Genomic DNA, 16,435 nt, shown 5'->3' on the forward strand with positions numbered 1-16,435 from the left:
GGCGGCACCTGCCTCGAATCCCTGACGGAATCCTCGAGACGCCTGGCTTCGGGAGATGGCGTCGTCGGTGAGAGGGGTTGCTCGTCGCCCGACGTGTGACGGCGGGGTCTTCATGGTTTGGCGTCCTGGTGGAAGCGGTTGGCGGTTGTAGGAAAGCAGGCGTCTCGCAATCAGGGCAATCAGTGGATTCCACGATACCGCTCGGTGCCGAGAGATCGCCATGAACGCAATTGCCCTGACTCATGCCAGACAGCCGAGGACGCGATTCTCCGAGTCATGGAGCTCGGTGGCGTACTCAGCTCATCCGTCAGGACATGGCTTCGACCGCGTTGCTGGTTTCCTGTGTGTCAATTTCTGGAAATCGGTCGTGGTGTGTCTGTGACATTTCCCCGCTTTGAATTTCTCCTAAAGAATGGTATGTACGCCGCGAATCATTTTGGGACGACACATCGCGGTATGTGTCAATCGAGCCGAGTTTCACGAGAGTTGTAAAGGGCGCCTTGCGGAGTCTGGAGATCCACGATGTCCTGCCTTGAGAACAACTGCCGTGGAATGAGTGTCTGAGCGCGTGCCCGCGTCAAGGGCTGATTCGGTCATCCAAGCGTTTCAATAGAGTGCTGACCGGATGGGGAGTCCCGTCCTGTCTTGTTGTGTCTGATCTGTCAACCATGGTCGCGCCGTGGCGGTGAGTGCTCACCAGCCTCGCGTCCCTGGCGCCGATGGAACATCTGCATTCGCGAGGAAGAGACATCTTATGTGCGGCTTCATTGGCGTCTATCAACGCAACCCCGCTGTCATTGATGAACACTCCCTGCTCAATGCCTTGAGCAGTATCAGCCACAGGGGTCCCGACGAGCGCAGTGTGTGGCATGATCCGTCGGGCCGCGCGGCGCTCGGACATGTGCGTCTGAGCATCATCGGGTTGAACAATGGCAGTCAGCCCATTGTCGCGGAGCAGGGGGATCTGTCCCTGGTGGTCAATGGGGAGTTCTATGACCATGAGCGGATCCGCCGCGAGCTGGAGGCCGAGGGGTGTGTCTTCAAGACCGCCTCGGACAGCGAGATCGCGCTGCATCTCTACCGCCGCTCCGGCGTGGCGGGGCTCAAGCAGTTGCGTGGCGAGTTCGCCATCGTGCTGTTCGACCGGAGGCGCCGGCTGATGATGGCGGTGCGCGACCGGATGGGCATCAAGCCGTTGTTCTATGCCCAGCACGGTGGCGCCTGGTATTTCGCGTCGGAAATCAAGGCGTTGCTCGCCGCCGGCATCCCCGCGGAGTGGGATGAGGATGCGTACGCGAGCCGTGCCTTCTACCTGCGCGATCACACCCTGTTCAAGGGCGTGCGCAGCGTGCAGCCAGGCTGTTGGGTGATGGTCGACAACGGCGGCCTGCACAACGGCCGCTACTGGGACATGGAGTTCGCCCGTCAGGACGCCGTCTATCCGGCCGACGAGAAGGGAATGATCGAGGCCGTGCGCGCGGCGGTGGAGGAGTCGGTGCGCCTGCGCCTGCGGGCGGATGTGCCCATGGGTGTCTACCTCAGTGGTGGCATCGACTCCTCGGCCATGCTGGGCATGGCCACGCACCTGTCCAGCCAGCCGCTGAACGCCTTCAACCTGTCCTTCACGGACATGGATGATTATGACGAGAACCGGTTCGCCCGGCTCGCCGCGGAGCACAACGGCGCGCGCTTCCACACCATCGCCGTCTCCCAGGACAACCTCGCCGATTTCTTCGAGCAGGCCCTGTGGCACAACGAGACGCCGTTCTTCAACGCGCACGGCGTGGCCAAGTACATCCTCAGCCAGCAGGTGCGCGAGGCCGGGATGAAGGTGGTGCTCACCGGCGAGGGCGCCGACGAGGTGTTCGCCGGCTACCCGCACTTCCGCCGGGACATGCTGCTGTACAACTCCGAGCAGCAGGACCCGGAGGTGGTCAGCAAGCTGCGCCAGCGCATCCAGGAAAGCGAGCAGGGTTATGTGCAGCCGGACATGCCCCAGGACATCCACTGGATGATCCAGCAGCTGCGCCATGGCGTCTCCTGGCTGGACAACCAGGCCGGTTGGTTCAAGGCCCTGGAGTCGCTCTACCGCGTGGACTTCCACGACCGTTTCCAGGGCGTGGACCCCTACCGCCAGTTCTTCGATCGGCTGGATCACCGCAACCTCGAGGGCCGGGATCCGGTGCACAAGTCCATGTACCTGTGGGCCAAGTCCTATCTGCCCAACTTCGTCCTGACCACGCTGGGCGACCGCATGGAGATGGCCAACAGCATCGAGGGGCGTGTGCCGTTGCTGGACCACCACGTGGTCGAGCTGGCCTGCCGGCTGCCGGTGTGGATGAAGGTGCGGGGCTCCACGGAGAAGTACGTGTTCCGTGAGGCGATGCGGCCGTACCTGCCGGATGCCCTGTACAAGCGCAAGAAGCACTACTTCCGCGCTCCGCCCGCGACCCTGCAGCAGCAGGGCCGGCTGTACCAGTTGGTCCAGGACGTGCTCCGCGGCGGGGAGCTGGACGCGCTGCCGTTCTTCGAGCCGGCGAAGGTCCGCTCGCTGCTGGAGAAGCTGCCGCAACTGTCGGCCCAGGAGCAGGGTCTGCTCGATCCGATGTTGATGGAGCTGACGAGTCTCTGCCTGTTGCAGCGCCGCTTCGCCATGGGGTCTTCCGGAGCTTCCGCTCACTGGAACTCGCGAGTCGCGGCATGAGAATCGCCATCATTGGCGCGGGCCTCAATGGCCTGGCCTGCGCCATCATGTTGAAGCGCTTCGGTCTGGAGTGCACCGTCTTCGAGCGCGGTCAGGGGCCACGCGACTCGGGGACGGGCATCTATGTCTGGCCGCAAGCCATGCAGGTCCTGCGCTTCGTGTTGAAGAACCGGGACTTCCTCGGCCGGGGCCAGCCCATCGAGTTCCTGGACACCCATGACAAGCAGGGCCGGCTGATTCACAGCCAGCCGGTGCGTCCGGAGGGGCTCGGCATTCCGGCGCCGGCGATGATGTTCCTGCGCACGGAGCTGTTCCGTCTGCTGGCGGCCAGCCTGGAGGAGGGGGACATCCGCTACGGCATGGGCTGCGAGCGGCTGGAGGACCTGGGGGACCAGGTCCGGGTCACCTTCGGCAATGGGCAGGTGGCGGACTTCGATCTGCTCATCGGTGCCGACGGCGTCTCCTCCACCGTGCGGAGCTTCGTCGACCCGAGCATGATCCCCTATGACACCGGGCTGGTGGCGAGCCGGGGCGTGGTGGCCTTCCGCTCGCCGCTGCTGCATGCCGACCGGTGCCAGATCTTCACCTCCACGCACTCCCGGGTGGTCACCTATCCGCTCAACGAGGCCACCTCGCTGCGCTACTGGTTCGCCGCCTACCAGCATCGCAATCAGCCGTTGCTCGACCGCGCGGGCCTGCTGGAGCTGTTCGCTCCCCTGCCGGAGGAGCTGCTGCGGATGATCGGGGTGACCGAGGAGAAGGATATCCTCACCCACAAGCTCAAGGCCCTGACGGGTGAGGGGCACTGGTTCCGGGGACGGGTCGTGATGCTCGGCGATAGCATCCACGCGATGCTGCCGACGCTGGGCTATGGACTGACGCTCGGACTGGAGAACGGCTTCATGCTGGCCCAGGCGTTGGTCGGCCACTGCGACAACAGCCTGGAGTCCGCCCTGAGACGCTACGAGCTGCGCGCGGCGCAGCGCTCGCGCGACATGTTGAAGGTGATGCGGGACATGACGGACCTGTATTACTTCGAGCGCGAAGGCGAGGTCAGCAAGGCGCGGCTCACCCCCATCGTCCAGCGCTTCCACCACCTCGCGCAGAGCACGGTGTTCTAGGCAAGGACCATGACTGATCATCTTCGAGACGCGGTCCGCGCCTTCGTCAATGATTTCGTGCGGCCCCACGTGGCGGAGTGGGAGCGCGACGGGGCCTATCCGATGGAACTGCACCGGCGGGCCGGCGAGGCCGGTCTGCTGGCGCTGGGGCACTCGCCGGAGCGGCTTCCGGAGGATCCCGCGGCGCTGGCGGTGCTGGTGGAGCAGCTCACCCTGGGGGGCTCGCAGGGCATCACCATGGGGCTGGCCTCGCATTTCGTCAGCCTGAAGGCGGTGCAGGGCGGCGATCCCCAGGTGGCGGCCCGTGTGATTCCCTCCGTGCTCAAGGGAGAGCGAAGCATCGTCCTGGCGCTCACCGAGCCCCAGGCGGGCTCGGATCTCCGGGCATTCCAGTGCCGGGCGGACTTCATCGACGGCGAGTACCGGCTCACCGGCGACAAGGCCTTCATCTGCAATGGCACCCGCGCGGATTGGCTCCTGGTGGGCGCGCTCCTCGAGGGCAAGCTGGAGCTGTTCCTGGTGGACGGCGATGCGGCGGGGTCGCGCGGTACGCGTCAGGCCTGCCTCGGCTGGCGCTGCCTGCCCCTGGCCGATCTGCGCTTCGAGCGGACGGTCGCACGCCGTCTGACCCAGGGCAACGGGGTGGGGCGGCTCTTGCAGCAATGCCTGCAACAGGAGCGGTTGAACCTGGCGGTGATGGCGATGGCCTCGGCGGAGCTGGCCCTGCGCGCGGCCATCGAGCACTGCCGCGGGCGCCAGGTGGGTGGAGAGGCGTTGCTGGACAAGTCGGTGATCCGCCAGCGGCTCGCGGAGAGGCACTCGGAGCTGAGTCTGGTGCGCGTGTATGTCGAGCAGGCCGTACGCTGGCAGGCGGCAGGCGAGCTGAGCGCGGCCCAGGTCGCCATCGCGAAGAACACGGCCGTGGACGTCCTCGAGCGCATTGCCCACGACGCCGTGCAGGTGCATGGCGCTCACGGCTGCGTGGAGCCCTCGGTGGTCGAGCGCATCTACCGCGATGCGCGGCTGCTCGGCATCGGTGGGGGGGCCCGGGAAGTCATGTTGGAAATCATCGGAAGGACTTTGTGATGGGGCACACCGTGACAAGCATCAGTGAACATGCCCAGGCACACTCGCGGGCGCTGCTGGAGCATGCATACCAACGCTACTGTGGCCTGCGCCTGATCGAGCAGCGTCCCGGCTTCTGTCAGTGCCGGCTGCGGGTGACGGAGGCGATCGACAACCTCAGCCATACCCTGCACGGCGGGGTGCTGTATTCCATGCTCGACGTGGTGAGCATGCTGGCCACGTTGCCGTTGCTCGGGCCGGACGAGTACGCGCTGACCAACAGCTTCAACAGCATGATGATGTCGGCCACGCCGCTGGGCACCGAGGTGCTGTTCGAAGCCGAGGTCGTGCGCTCCGGGCGCAACCTCATCTTCACGCACAGCCAGGCCTGGAAGCTCGTGGAGGACGGCAAGCGGGTCCAGGTCGCCTCCGCCCAGTTGAGCAAGTTCCGCATGCGCTACGACTGGAAGGCCGACGCGGCCAGGACGGGCTGACCCGCTCTGGGTTAGGGTCGGGCGCGTGATGTCGTTCTTCTCGCGCTTCTTCCGCTTCCTGCGTTCCAGCTTCGTCGGCATCCTGGCCACGGTGGCCGACTTCGTCGCGTTGGAGATCTGCGTGCGGCTGCTGCACGTCGAGCCCTCCACCGCGAAGATCATCTCCTTCCTGGTGGGGCTCTCGGTCCAGTTCTTCGGCAACCGCACGTTCGCCTTCCACGCCACCGGCGGCAGCCTGCGTCGCCAGGCCCTGCTGTTCTGCTGCGTCGAGTCGATCACGCTCACGCTCAACTGGCTGCTCTTCCGCTTCCTGATCAGATCGCTGCACCTGCCCATCGAGCTGGCCAACCTCATCGTGACGTTCGTCATCTACGTGGGCTTCAGCTACCCCGCGTGGCGGATCGTCTTCCGCGTGTCCAAGCCCCACGGGCAGGAGCCGGGCGGGCCCGGGGCACCCTCCGGCGCCGCGTGAGCCCGCCGGGCCGCCGCGTTCAGGACGTGCTGTCGGCCTGCGCGCGCCGCCGGGCGCGTGCCGGCTCGAGCAGCAGGGACGTCTGAGGCTCGCGCCCCGCCAGCCGCTCCAGGAACGTGCCCAGTTGCGAGGCTCGCTCCATGTGGGTGGAGCGCAGGGTGCGCATGCGCTCGGGGCACACGCGCAGCAGCCGCGTCATGGCGGGCCCCGGCGGGGTGATGCCCGTGGCCTGCGCCAGCAGGTTGAGCATGGCATCCGGGTTCGTCTCGTACACGCCGATCTCCTGCTCCTGGATGTAGGCGGGATGGGCGTCCTCGCTGCCCGGGATGATGTGGAAGAGCATGAGCGGGCCGCAGCGCGTCTCCATCAGCTCGTGCATGGACGCGGGCGCCAGGCTGCCGAGCACGGGCAGGTCCGCCAGTGCCATCAGCCGCGCCATCAGCGAGGCGTTGACGAAGCCGAAGAGCGCGACGCGCGGCACACCCTGGACCCGGGCCTTCAAGGCTTCATGGAAGCGCTCGTTGCGCCCACACACCACCATCACGTTGAGGCGCTCCATCAGCGCGGGCGTGCGCAGCAGCCGCTCCAGCACGGGCATCGTCTTGCTCGTCCAGGCGGAGCCCCCGAGGAACAGCAGCGTCGGGCGCGAGGGATCCACACCCTCGAGTTGGGGGTGTTCGGCGCGCAGCGTCTCCAGCAGGGCACGGCGGCGCGTCTCCGACAGCCGGCCCCGCGCGCCCATCTCCCGGCCCACCTCCAGGAAGGGGGCCTTGGGGATGAACCCGGACAGGTGCACGCGCGAGAGCGGATAGTGGCCACGCACCCGGAGCCGCTCACGCACCTGGGGCACCATCACGATGAGGGCATCGAGCCGGTAGGCTTCCTGCGACGGGGCGAAGATCTCCGTCGGCTCGCCATAGTCGGGGATGGCGCTGACGATGGGCACGTCCAGCCCGAGCTGGCGCCGGGCGCGCACGAACATCGCCGACTGGAGGAAGTGCGTGGAGACCACGAGATCCGGCCGGTGCTGCACCAGGGCCTGCCGGGCCTCGGTCTCCAGCTGCGGATTGAGCAACACGGGGGGGGTCAGGGCTCCCCGGGCGTGGCCCAGGCTGAACAGGAGCGCCTGTATCCAGGGCGCGCGATGGATGCAGAAGTCATAGAAGCCGCTGACCCGGGTGTCCTGGCTGTCGAAGCTGAGGAGTTCGTAGTCGCGGTTTCCGGGATCCAGGGAGGCCAACGCCGTCCGCAGTGAGTCGCGTAGTGCGGTGTGGCCTCCTCCGACAGGCATGGTGGCGAGCAGGATGCGTTTCATAGAATCCACGAGGAAGACCGGCCCAGGAGCTTCCGACCCGAGGTGCGGACGGGGGGCCGGCCGCGGTCGGAGAGCGCGCCGAGATGTGATGGACGCGACAGCCAAATGTCCAGGGAGTTCGTGCACCCTTCCCTGGATCATTCATGAACCAGACCACCAGCCGGGCGCTCGGATGCCACAACCTTTTCTCATGGGGTGATAGAGAGGAAGCCGTGACACGCGCCGTCATTTTCCTAGGTTGTGTCCTCTTCCTTGGGTCGGCTTGTACTCCCCCCCAGGGGCAGGCGGATGCCTCCGCGCCGCCCGCGGTGGTGATGCACGGGGTGCGCTTGCGCTCGTTCGAGGGAGATACCCCCTCGCTGGAGGGTCAGGCGCGCAGTGCCACCTATGAGCGCAGTGGCGAGCTCACGGCCTCCGAGGCCACGATCCGAGTGCCCGGCAAGACGCCCGGGGACGTCACGGTGGTGACCGCGCGGGAGCTGGAGGGCCACCTGGGCACCCGGCAGCTCGTGGCCTCCGGGGACGTGGTGGTGCGCAACCCCTCCGGCATGGTGGCGCGCACCCCCCGGGTCGCCTATGACGCGGTCCAACAAACGGCGCGCGGCTCCGAGGGCGTCCAGGTCCAGGGCCCCGACTACCGCCTGAGCGCCGAGACATTCCTGATTTCCATGCCCGACGGGCAATTCACCTTCGAAGGCTCGGTGCACACCGTGTTGGAGGCCGCGGATGATTGAGTACCTCCTGACGGCCTTCTTCGTGGCCCAGCCCGTGCCGGTGGCCAGCGCCGCCCCGGGTCCCTCCTCCGCGCCCCGCAAGGAGGAGCCGCGGCTGAAGGATCCGGTGGAGATCACCTCCAAGCGGGTGAGGGGCTCGCGCGATCAGGCCATCTTCTCCGGCGACGTGGTGGTCAAGCAGCGCACCATGGACCTGCGCTGTGACGAGATGACCGCCTTCTACACGGGCCCGCGCGAGGTGACGCGCGTGGAGTGCGCGGGGAACATGCGTCTGGTGGACGAGGGGCGCACCGCCCAGGGCGAGCGCGCCGTGCTCGACGTGCCCAGCGGCAGGCTCGTGGTGACGGGCAACCCCGAGGCGAGGGATCCCACCACCCACCTGCGCGGCTCCGAGGTGCGCCTGCTCATGGGCGCGCGGGGCATGGAGTACGAGGTGGACGAGGCCGTCGTCACCCTCGAGGCGGCTCCGCTGCGCACGCCGCGCAAGGGTGGGGGCAAGGAGGGCGGCGCGCAGCGGTTTCCCGCGGAGATCACCGCCCGCCGGGTCGTCGGCTCGTCCACCCAGGCCGTCTTCACGGGTGACGTGGTGGTGAAGCACCGGACGTTGGAGTTGCGGTGCGACAAGATGATCACCTACTTCAGCGCGACGCGGGAGGTGAGCCGGGCCGAGTGCGTGGGGCACGTGCGCGCCCAGGACGGGGCGCGGCAGGCGCGGGGCGAGCGGGCCGAGTTCAACGTCCCCACCGGGGTGCTGTGGCTGACGGGCAACCCCGAGGCGCGCGACGCCACCACCCACCTGCGCGGCTCGGAAGTGCGGATGACGATCGGCGACGCGAATTTCGAGGTGAAGGACGCCGTTGTGACGGTCGAGTCCGCGCCGTCCGCGCCCCAGGGCAAGGGGGCGGGCAAGAGGCCTCCAGGCAAGTCGCCTGACAACTCGCAGACGGGGAGTACCAGGCAACCATGAGTGGCCGGTTGTTCGCGGAGGGTCTCCAGAAGACCTTCAACAAGCGTCAGGTGGTGCGGGGCGTGTCCTTCGAGGTCGCGCAGGGCGAGGTGGTGGGGCTGTTGGGCCCCAACGGCGCCGGCAAGACGACGAGCTTCAACATGGTGGTGGGCCTGGTGCGGCCCGACGCCGGCCGCGTGCGCATGGAGGGCGCGGATCTCACCGGACTGCCCATGCACCGGCGCACCGTCCACGGCCTGGGCTACCTCCCCCAGGAGTCCTCCATCTTCCGCAAGCTCACCGTGCGGCAGAACTTCCTGTCCGTGCTCGAGCTGCAGAAGGGCCTGGACCGCGCCGCCCGCGAGCGCCGGGCCGAGCAGCTGCTGGAGGAGTTCGACCTGCGCCACGTGGCCGAGGCTCCCGGCGAGGTGCTCTCCGGGGGCGAGCGCCGCCGCACGGAGATCGCCCGTTCGCTCATCCCCGAGCCTCGCTTCATCCTCTTCGACGAGCCCTTCGCCGGCGTGGACCCCATCAACGTGGGCGACATCCAGGCGCAGATCTCCCTGCTCAAGTCCCGGGGCCTGGGCGTGCTCATCACCGACCACAACGTCCAGGAGACCCTGGGTATCTGTGATCGGGCGTACATCATCGCACAGGGGCAGATCCTCGAGGAGGGGACTCCCGAGCGGCTCGTTGCTTCACCCCGAGCGCGAGCGGTGTATCTCGGCGAGCGGTTTCGCTTGCAGTCCGGGTGAGGGCCGATCGTCCGCCCCCGCGGGGCCGCCGGCCCGTTCGCGTCCGCCTCGTCGCCTGGTGTCCACTCGTCCATTCCTGAACGTCTCCTGCGGCTCGCGAGATTGGCTAAACTCGCGGAATAAAAGGAGAAATTCACGCACTGCAAGGGATGCGCCGGACCCGGGGGCACTGGACGAAGTCGGGGGGCCTTGTTAGCTTGGCACGGTCCTTGATGGCGGGTCGCCGTCAAGTCGAGCATTGAAAAGGGCGGGAGACCCCAGAAATGGCGATGGAACTCAAGCAGAGCCTGAAGCTTTCGCAGCAGCTGGTGATGACGCCCCAGCTGCAGCAGGCCATCAAGCTGCTGCAACTCTCGCGCATGGAGCTGTTGGAGCAGGTCCGGGAAGAGATGGATCAGAACCCGCTCCTGGAGCAGCCAGACGAGGCGCCCTTCGGTGACTTGACGGACAAGGAGCCGGGCGAGGCCTCCATGGAGGCGGCGAATACCGAGATTCCCCGGGATCTGGAGCCCCGCACCCCGGACACGGCGACGGAGTTCAAGGCCGACAAGGACGGCCCGCCGGAGATCGACTGGGAGGCGTACCTCAACAGCTACCAGTTCAACGAGCCGACCACGGCGTCCAACAAGGGCAACGTGGCCACGGACGACATGCCCTCCTTCGAAGCCAACATGGTGGAGAAGGAGGATCTGGTCGACCACCTGCAGGAGCAACTGGGCACGCTGCGGCTCAACGACGCCGAGCGCCGCATCGGCATGCTCATCCTCGGCAACCTGGACCACGACGGCTACCTCAAGCTGGAGGAGGTGGAGGGAGACCCCCTCATCCGTCTGGCCAACGAGGCGGACGTGCCCATGAGCGTGGCCGAGCGCACCCTGCGCCGCATCCAGAACCTGGAGCCCAAGGGCTGCGCCGCGCGCGACTTGCAGGAGTGCCTGCTCATCCAGGTGGCCGCGCTCAAGGACAAGCACGCTCCGCTGCTCGGCCTCATCATCAAGCGCCACATGAAGTACCTGGAGAGCAAGAACCTCCCGGCGATCGCCAAGGATCTCAAGGTGTCGCTCGAGGAGGTGGTGGAGGCCTCCAAGCTCCTGCCGCGCCTGGACCCGAAGCCGGGCCGCAACTTCAGCGGCGACGACGCGCAGTTCATCACCCCGGACGTGTTCGTCTACAAGATGGAGGACGACTACACGGTGGTGCTCAACGACGACGGCCTGTCCAAGCTGCGCATCTCCGGCATGTACCGCAACGCGCTCAAGGCGGGCGGGGTGGGCCCCGGGCAGACCAAGGAGTTCATCCAGGAGAAGCTGCGCAGCGCCCAGTGGCTCATCCGCTCCATCCACCAGCGCCAGCGCACCATCTACAAGGTCACCGAGAGCATCGTGAAGTTCCAGCGCGAGTTCCTCGACCAGGGCATCGCGCACCTCAAGCCGCTCATCCTGCGCGACGTGGCCGAGGACATCGGCATGCACGAGTCCACCGTGTCGCGCGTGACGACGAACAAGTACGTGCACACGCCCCAGGGCATCTTCGAGCTGAAGTACTTCTTCAACTCGTCCATCGCCCGCGTGTCCGGAGACGACACCGCGAGCGAGGCCGTCAAGCACCACATCAAGCAGCTCGTCAGCCAGGAAGATCCGCGCAACCCCTACTCGGATCAGAAGATCGTCGAGCTGCTCAAGGCCCAGGGCACGGAGATCGCCCGGCGCACCGTGGCCAAGTACCGCGAGGTGCTCAACATCCTCCCGAGCAGCAAGCGCAAGCGCTACTTCTAGCCCCGCGCCCCCCTTCCCGGACAGGCCTTGTCCGGATGCGCCGGAGGGGGTTCATGATGCGGCCCATGTCCGCCATGAGCCCCGAGTCCGACCCCGTCCCCACGCGTGAACTCACGCCGCTCGTCGTCCCCCCGGTGACCCTGGAGGGCGAGCGCGTGCGCCTCGAGCCGCTCGCCTCCGCGCATACCCCCGGGCTCGTGGCGCTGCTCGAGCCGGAGATCTTCGAGCACTTCAACCTGGTGCTGCGCACGCCCGCGGACGTGGAGGCCTACGTCGCCGCCGCGCTGAAGGCCGCGGAGGCGGGGGTGGAGCGGCCCTTCGTCATCCTCGAGCGCGAGACGGGCACCCCGGTGGGCACCACGCGCTACCTGGACATCCAACGCACGCACCGCACGCTGGAGATTGGCAGCACGTGGCTGGCCCGGCGCGTCTGGCGCTCGCGGGTGAACACCGAGTGCAAGTTCCTCCTGCTGCGGCATGCCTTCGAGACGCTCGGGGTGATGCGCGTGCAGTTCAAGACCGATCGGCGCAACACCCGCTCGCGCACGGCCATCGAGCGGCTCGGCGCGCGCTTCGAGGGCATCCTGCGTCACCACATGCTGGTGCGCGGCGGTCAGGTGCGCGACTCGGCCTACTACAGCATCGTCGACACCGAGTGGCCCGAGGTGAAGGCGGGCCTCGCGCGCAAGCTGGACGTCACCGGTCGCTGAGCCCGCCCGCCTCCCGGGCGTGGGGTCCTCACGCGTTGGTTGCCAGTCACACCCGGCCTCCCCACCGTGGGCTGGGTACACCCAACCCGAGGATTTCCCACATGGCTCAGAAAGATCCGCGTTCCGCCGGCAACCCGCCCCCGCAGCCTCCGCAGGAGCAGTCGGCCCCGGCGCTCGAATCCAAGATGACGCCCGAGCCCGATTACGGGCTGACCTCGTACAAGGGGCTCGGCCGATTGAAGGGCCGCGTGGCGCTCGTCACCGGCGGCGACAGTGGCATTGGCCGCGCGGTGTGCCTCGCGTTCGCCCGCGAGGGCGCCGACGTGGCCTTCGGCTACCTCAACGAGGATCAGGACGCCGAGGTGACCCGGCGCGCCGTCGAGGAGTCCGGCCACCAGGTGGTGTCCTTCCGGGGAGATCTCACGGACGAGGCCGTGTGCCGCCGCCTCATCGAGGACACGGTGAAGCGCTTCGGCCGCATCGACATCCTCGTCAACAACGCCGCCTACCAGGGCAAGGCGGTGGAGAAGTTCGAGGAGATCTCCTCCGAGCGGCTCGAGCGCACCTTCCGCACCAACATCCTCGCGATGTTCCACCTGGTGCGCTACGCGCTGCCGCACATGAAGAAGGGCTCCACCATCATCAACACGGCCTCCATCCAGGCCTATCAGCCCTCGCCCAACATCCTCGACTACGCGTGCACCAAGGGCGCCATCGTCACCTTCACCAAGGGGCTGGCGCAGGAGCTCATCGAGCGGGGCATCCGCGTCAACTGCGTGGCGCCCGGCCCCGTGTGGACGCCCATCATCCCCGCCTCCTTCGACGCGGAGAAGGTGAAGTCCTTCGGCGAGGGCAACCCCACCGGCCGCGCCGGTCAGCCCGTCGAGCTGGCGCCCTCCTACGTGTTCCTCGCCTCGGACGAGTCCACCTACGTCAATGGCGAGGTGCTCGGCGTCACCGGCGGCAAGCTGCTCGCCTGAGTTCCCTCCGCCGCGCTGTCCTCCCCCGTCTCCGGGCCCGCGTAAGTCTTACCGGCTCGGGGACGGGTCATTCCTCGCTTGGAACCCAAGCACTTGAAATCCCAGGACTTTCTGGCCGTGGACCCCTTGGCACGCGCGATGCTTTATCTCCGCTCACGCAGGGGCGGGGAAGGGTGGGCAGGTGGGGGGCGGGCAGGTCGGGTCGAGGGGCGTGGGGCAGGTCGGGGGCGGGGGGTCGAAGGGTTGTTGGAGGGGAGTGCCAGTCAGGGGCGGTAGTGGGGGGTAGTTCGTTGTTCGTTGGGGAGGAGCCGCTGGGGGGCGGCTCCTCCCCAAACCTTTTGCGGGCTGGAGCGCGGGGCTCGGGGCAGGCTGCACACCTTGTCTGAAGGACTTCCCCCCGCGTCGGGAACACGAGGAGCCCCGCCATGAGCCCATCCGTCGAGAAGGGTGCCGCCAACGACATCGACCGGCACAAGCGAGAGGCCGCCGAGCGCGCGGTGGAGTCCATGCAGCCGGGCATGGTGGTGGGGCTGGGCACGGGAAGCACCGCGGCCCACGTGGTGCACCGGCTGGCGGCCTTGCGGAGCGAGGGGAAGCTGCTGGACGTGAAGGGCGTGCCGACGTCGCATCGAACGGCGGTCCTGGCGGAGTCGCTCGGCATTCCCCTCACCACGTTGGAGGCGCACCCCGTGTTGGATCTCTGCATCGACGGCGCGGACGAGGTGGACCCGGAGCTGCGGCTCATCAAGGGCGGGGGCGGCGCGCTGTTGCGCGAGAAGATCGTCGCCCAGGCGAGCCGTCGGGTGATCATCGTGGTGGACGAGGGCAAGTTGTCTCCCCGGCTGGGCACGCGCTGGGCGGTGCCGGTGGAGGTGCTGCCGTTTGGCTGGCGCTCGCAGGCGCTCTACCTGGAAGGACTGGGCGCCCGGGTCACCCAGCGTCTGGGCCCCGGGGGCTCACCCTTCGTGACGGATCAGGGCCACTTCATCCTCGACTGCGCCTGGGGGGCCCTGGAGCAGCCGGAAGCGCTGGCCGCGCGGCTCCAGGCCCGGGCGGGGATCGTGGAGCATGGCCTGTTCCTCGGGCTGACGTCGGAGCTCATCGTGGCCGGTTCCGGGGGCGTGGAAGTTCGCCATCCCGGCTGAAGGGATCGGAGGGGGGCTCGTCCGCCCGGCCGCCCCTCCCACCGAGCCCCAGGGTGCTTACCTCTTCGATGGTCATCTCTTGGAGGGGTACTCACATGGGTCTCGAAACACTGGTGCTCTGGCTGTTCATCGGTCTCATCGCGGGTTGGTTGGCCTCGGCGGTCGTGGGCGGGGGCTATGGCCTCGTGGGCGACATCGTCGTGGGCATCGTGGGCGCGTTCCTGGGCGGATGGCTCTTCCGCGCCCTGGGGGTGGGCGCTCCGGGCAGCGGCATCGTCTCGACCATCATCGTGGCCTTCGTGGGTGCCGTCGTCCTGCTATTGATTCTGCGGGCCATCCATCGGACGACGTACCGGCGGGTTTGATGCACCGGGTCGGCCGCACCGTCTGTTGAAGCCAGACGGTGTGGTCCACCCGCGGCGTCTTCTTTCCTACCCGACCTGTCGCGGTGCTTGACGGCAACAGGCGCTCCAGCGACCGTGAGGGGGTGAGCGCGCCCCTCGCTTCATCCGTGCCCGGTTCGCACCTGGCGCGTGACTCCACTTCCGACACCTCGCGTCCTCCGCAGGACGAGCGCTTCGCGCTGTTGCTCGAGCACATGGCCGAGGCCTTCCTGTCCCTGGACGAGCGGGGCCGGGTGCTGCGGTGCAACACGCGCGCGGCGGCGCTCTTGGGCGTGGAGGCCGAGCGGCTTCGGGGCCAGGAGCCGTGGACGGCGGCGCCCGGGCTGATGGGCCGCACGTTGCACGAGCGGCTCGTGGCCGCCCTGGAGTCGCGCCAGCCCGCGCGCTTTCTCGCCTCGCTGCCCCCGCGCACCTGGTTGGAGGTGTCGGTGGTGCCGGTGGGCGAGGAGCTGTGGGTGCTCGCCACCGACATCACCCAGCGCGAGGAGGCCCAGGCGCTGGTGGAGCAGACGGAGAAGCGCTTCCGGCTGCTGGGCGAGCGCTTCCAGGTGGCGCTCGACTCCGCGCAGATGGCCGTCTGGGAGACGAACCTCGCCACCGGTCAGGTCTTCCGCTCCGAGGGGCATGATCGGCTCTACGGCTACCCCGAGCCCCTGCCCACGTGGACGCACGAGCGCTTCCTGGAGGCGCTGCATCCGGAGGACAGGCCCGAGGTGGAGGCGCAGGTCGCCACCGTCTTCTCCCAGGACGTGAAGGCCTATACCTCCACCTTCCGCGTCCGGGGCGTGGAGGGCTCGTGGCGCTGGCTCACCAGCCGGGCCCGGGTGCTGCGCGACGCGGAGGGGCGGCCCCTGGTGGTGCGCGGTGCCATCCTCGACATCACCCCGTTGAAGGAGACGGAGCTGGCGCTGCAGGAGTCGGTGCGCGTGCGCGAGGACTTCCTGTCGCTCGCGGGCCACGAGCTCAAGACGCCCCTGACGGGCCTGAACCTGCAGGTGCAGATGTTGCGGCGGCTGGGCGAGGAGGATGTCTCCACCCCCTTGAGGGCGCCCCGCGTCCAGGCGCGTCTGGATGCCATCGATCGGGGCCTGCGGCGCCTGGGCACGCTGGGCGACAACCTGTTGGACGTCAGCCGCATCCGCCACGGCCAGCTCGACTTCATCTTCACCACCGGAGACCTGTCGGCGCTGGTGTCCGAGGTGGTGGCGCGCACCGAGGACGAGGCGCGCACGGCCGGCGTGTCGCTCGTCGGCTTCATCGAGCCGCGCGTGGTGGGACGCTTCGATCGGCTGCGGATGGAGCAGGTGCTCGTCAACCTGCTGTTCAACGCCCTGCGCCACGGCGGGGGACACCCGGTGGAAGTCGTGCTGGAGCGCTACGCCGGGGGCGCGCGGCTGGTGGTGAGCGACGAGGGACCCGGGGTGCCGGAGGCGGATCGCGAGCGCATCTTCGCGCGCTTCGAGCAGGTGCAGGGGGGGGCGCGCGCGGGAGGACTCGGCCTGGGACTCTTCGTCGTGCGCCAGTGCGTCGAGGGCCACCGGGGCCGCGTGTACGTGCGGCCCGGACCGGGCGGACGAGGCGCGGCGTTCGTCGTCGAGTTGCCCCTCTAATCCCTCGCTTCTCCCTGGCTTCGACGCGCGGTGGTCTCGCCCACACATCGCGTGTTGGAAATCCAGCCCAATTGGAAAGTCCAGGCGAGACTGCCTGTCGAGTGGTGTACGGGCAGCCATCCTGTGAAGTGGGTGGGTTGCATTCGATGCGGTGGAGCGTTTCTGATCGGGGTGCGGTCCCGGTCGTCTCACTTCGGCCCCAACA

General features: G+C 68.0%; 15 protein-coding genes. 14 read left to right on the forward strand and 1 reads right to left on the reverse strand.

Annotated features, from left to right (window positions below; all coding sequences use genetic code 11):
• The first annotated feature begins 754 nt into the window (after positions 1-754).
• From asnB to CYFUS_RS07065, 5 genes are read left to right on the forward strand one after another with little or no spacing between them, the layout of a single operon-like run.
• On the forward strand, positions 755-2,704 hold the full coding sequence (gene asnB / locus CYFUS_RS07045) for an asparagine synthase (glutamine-hydrolyzing) (RefSeq protein WP_095984539.1): 1,950 nt from the start codon (positions 755-757) through the stop codon (positions 2,702-2,704).
• Entirely contained in the window at positions 2,701-3,825 is a 1,125-nt protein-coding gene (locus tag CYFUS_RS07050) for an FAD-dependent monooxygenase (protein ID WP_095984540.1), read from the forward strand. Before asnB ends, CYFUS_RS07050 begins: the two co-directional genes overlap by 4 nt.
• A gap of 9 nt (positions 3,826-3,834) precedes the next feature.
• Positions 3,835-4,911 (forward strand): acyl-CoA dehydrogenase family protein, encoded by a 1,077-nt coding sequence (locus tag CYFUS_RS07055; RefSeq protein WP_095984541.1) that lies wholly within the window; start codon positions 3,835-3,837, stop codon positions 4,909-4,911.
• An 11-nt stretch (positions 4,912-4,922) separates the two neighbouring features.
• Positions 4,923-5,384: a PaaI family thioesterase gene (locus tag CYFUS_RS07060; protein ID WP_232537414.1), complete on the forward strand. Its 462-nt coding sequence runs from the start codon at positions 4,923-4,925 to the stop codon at positions 5,382-5,384.
• A 28-nt stretch (positions 5,385-5,412) separates the two neighbouring features.
• Positions 5,413-5,856, forward strand: coding sequence for a GtrA family protein (locus CYFUS_RS07065; RefSeq protein WP_095984543.1), 444 nt, complete (start codon positions 5,413-5,415; stop codon positions 5,854-5,856).
• Positions 5,857-5,875: 19 nt separating this feature from the next.
• On the opposite strand, the gene CYFUS_RS07070 is transcribed toward CYFUS_RS07065, so the two are convergent.
• Positions 5,876-7,171, reverse strand: a complete 1,296-nt coding sequence (locus CYFUS_RS07070) for a hypothetical protein (protein WP_095984544.1) — start codon at positions 7,169-7,171, stop codon at positions 5,876-5,878.
• A 323-nt stretch (positions 7,172-7,494) separates the two neighbouring features.
• Here CYFUS_RS07070 and CYFUS_RS07075 point away from each other — a divergent pair, with 323 nt between their 5' ends.
• From CYFUS_RS07075 to CYFUS_RS07115, 9 genes are all read left to right on the forward strand, one after another.
• The gene (locus tag CYFUS_RS07075) at positions 7,495-7,905 is read left to right on the forward strand and encodes a hypothetical protein (protein ID WP_157758296.1); all 411 of its coding nucleotides are present in this window, start codon (positions 7,495-7,497) and stop codon (positions 7,903-7,905) included.
• The gene (locus tag CYFUS_RS07080) at positions 7,898-8,872 is read left to right on the forward strand and encodes an LptA/OstA family protein (protein WP_095984546.1); all 975 of its coding nucleotides are present in this window, start codon (positions 7,898-7,900) and stop codon (positions 8,870-8,872) included. Before CYFUS_RS07075 ends, CYFUS_RS07080 begins: the two co-directional genes overlap by 8 nt.
• Positions 8,869-9,606, forward strand: coding sequence for an LPS export ABC transporter ATP-binding protein (gene lptB / locus CYFUS_RS07085; RefSeq protein WP_095984547.1), 738 nt, complete (start codon positions 8,869-8,871; stop codon positions 9,604-9,606). Before CYFUS_RS07080 ends, lptB begins: the two co-directional genes overlap by 4 nt.
• 263 nt (positions 9,607-9,869) lie before the next feature.
• Positions 9,870-11,381 (forward strand): RNA polymerase factor sigma-54, encoded by a 1,512-nt coding sequence (gene rpoN, locus CYFUS_RS07090; RefSeq protein WP_095984548.1) that lies wholly within the window; start codon positions 9,870-9,872, stop codon positions 11,379-11,381.
• Positions 11,382-11,434: 53 nt separating this feature from the next.
• Positions 11,435-12,091: a GNAT family N-acetyltransferase gene (locus tag CYFUS_RS07095; RefSeq protein WP_198316486.1), complete on the forward strand. Its 657-nt coding sequence runs from the start codon at positions 11,435-11,437 to the stop codon at positions 12,089-12,091.
• Between the two features lie 101 nt (positions 12,092-12,192).
• A complete protein-coding gene (locus CYFUS_RS07100; protein ID WP_095984549.1) occupies positions 12,193-13,071 on the forward strand; it encodes an SDR family oxidoreductase in 879 nt (292 codons plus the stop codon).
• A gap of 425 nt (positions 13,072-13,496) precedes the next feature.
• Positions 13,497-14,216 carry a ribose-5-phosphate isomerase RpiA gene (rpiA, locus tag CYFUS_RS07105; RefSeq protein WP_095984550.1) on the forward strand — a complete coding sequence of 240 codons (720 nt, stop codon included), beginning with the start codon at positions 13,497-13,499 and terminating at the stop codon, positions 14,214-14,216.
• A gap of 95 nt (positions 14,217-14,311) precedes the next feature.
• Complete coding sequence (locus CYFUS_RS07110) at positions 14,312-14,581, forward strand: GlsB/YeaQ/YmgE family stress response membrane protein (protein WP_095984551.1); 270 nt, start codon at positions 14,312-14,314, stop codon at positions 14,579-14,581.
• Positions 14,582-14,703: 122 nt separating this feature from the next.
• Entirely contained in the window at positions 14,704-16,230 is a 1,527-nt protein-coding gene (locus tag CYFUS_RS07115) for a sensor histidine kinase (RefSeq protein WP_095984552.1), read from the forward strand.
• Positions 16,231-16,435 lie beyond the last annotated feature (205 nt).

The sequence above is a fragment of the Cystobacter fuscus genome (genome assembly GCF_002305875.1).
GTDB lineage: Bacteria > Myxococcota > Myxococcia > Myxococcales > Myxococcaceae > Cystobacter > Cystobacter fuscus_A.

Excerpts from the sequence above, each read along its gene's own strand:
- CYFUS_RS07110 (WP_095984551.1), top strand. The coding sequence starts at position 14,312 with ATGGGTCTCGAAACACTGGTGCTCTGGCTGTTCATCGGTCTCATCGCG.
- asnB (WP_095984539.1), top strand. The coding sequence starts at position 755 with ATGTGCGGCTTCATTGGCGTCTATCAACGCAACCCCGCTGTCATTGAT.
- CYFUS_RS07095 (WP_198316486.1), top strand. The coding sequence starts at position 11,435 with ATGATGCGGCCCATGTCCGCCATGAGCCCCGAGTCCGACCCCGTCCCC.
- CYFUS_RS07055 (WP_095984541.1), top strand. The coding sequence starts at position 3,835 with ATGACTGATCATCTTCGAGACGCGGTCCGCGCCTTCGTCAATGATTTC.
- CYFUS_RS07070 (WP_095984544.1), bottom strand. The coding sequence starts at position 7,171 with ATGAAACGCATCCTGCTCGCCACCATGCCTGTCGGAGGAGGCCACACC.
- lptB (WP_095984547.1), top strand. The coding sequence starts at position 8,869 with ATGAGTGGCCGGTTGTTCGCGGAGGGTCTCCAGAAGACCTTCAACAAG.
- rpoN (WP_095984548.1), top strand. The coding sequence starts at position 9,870 with ATGGCGATGGAACTCAAGCAGAGCCTGAAGCTTTCGCAGCAGCTGGTG.
- CYFUS_RS07050 (WP_095984540.1), top strand. The coding sequence starts at position 2,701 with ATGAGAATCGCCATCATTGGCGCGGGCCTCAATGGCCTGGCCTGCGCC.
- CYFUS_RS07100 (WP_095984549.1), top strand. The coding sequence starts at position 12,193 with ATGGCTCAGAAAGATCCGCGTTCCGCCGGCAACCCGCCCCCGCAGCCT.
- rpiA (WP_095984550.1), top strand. The coding sequence starts at position 13,497 with ATGAGCCCATCCGTCGAGAAGGGTGCCGCCAACGACATCGACCGGCAC.
- CYFUS_RS07065 (WP_095984543.1), top strand. The coding sequence starts at position 5,413 with ATGTCGTTCTTCTCGCGCTTCTTCCGCTTCCTGCGTTCCAGCTTCGTC.
- CYFUS_RS07080 (WP_095984546.1), top strand. The coding sequence starts at position 7,898 with ATGATTGAGTACCTCCTGACGGCCTTCTTCGTGGCCCAGCCCGTGCCG.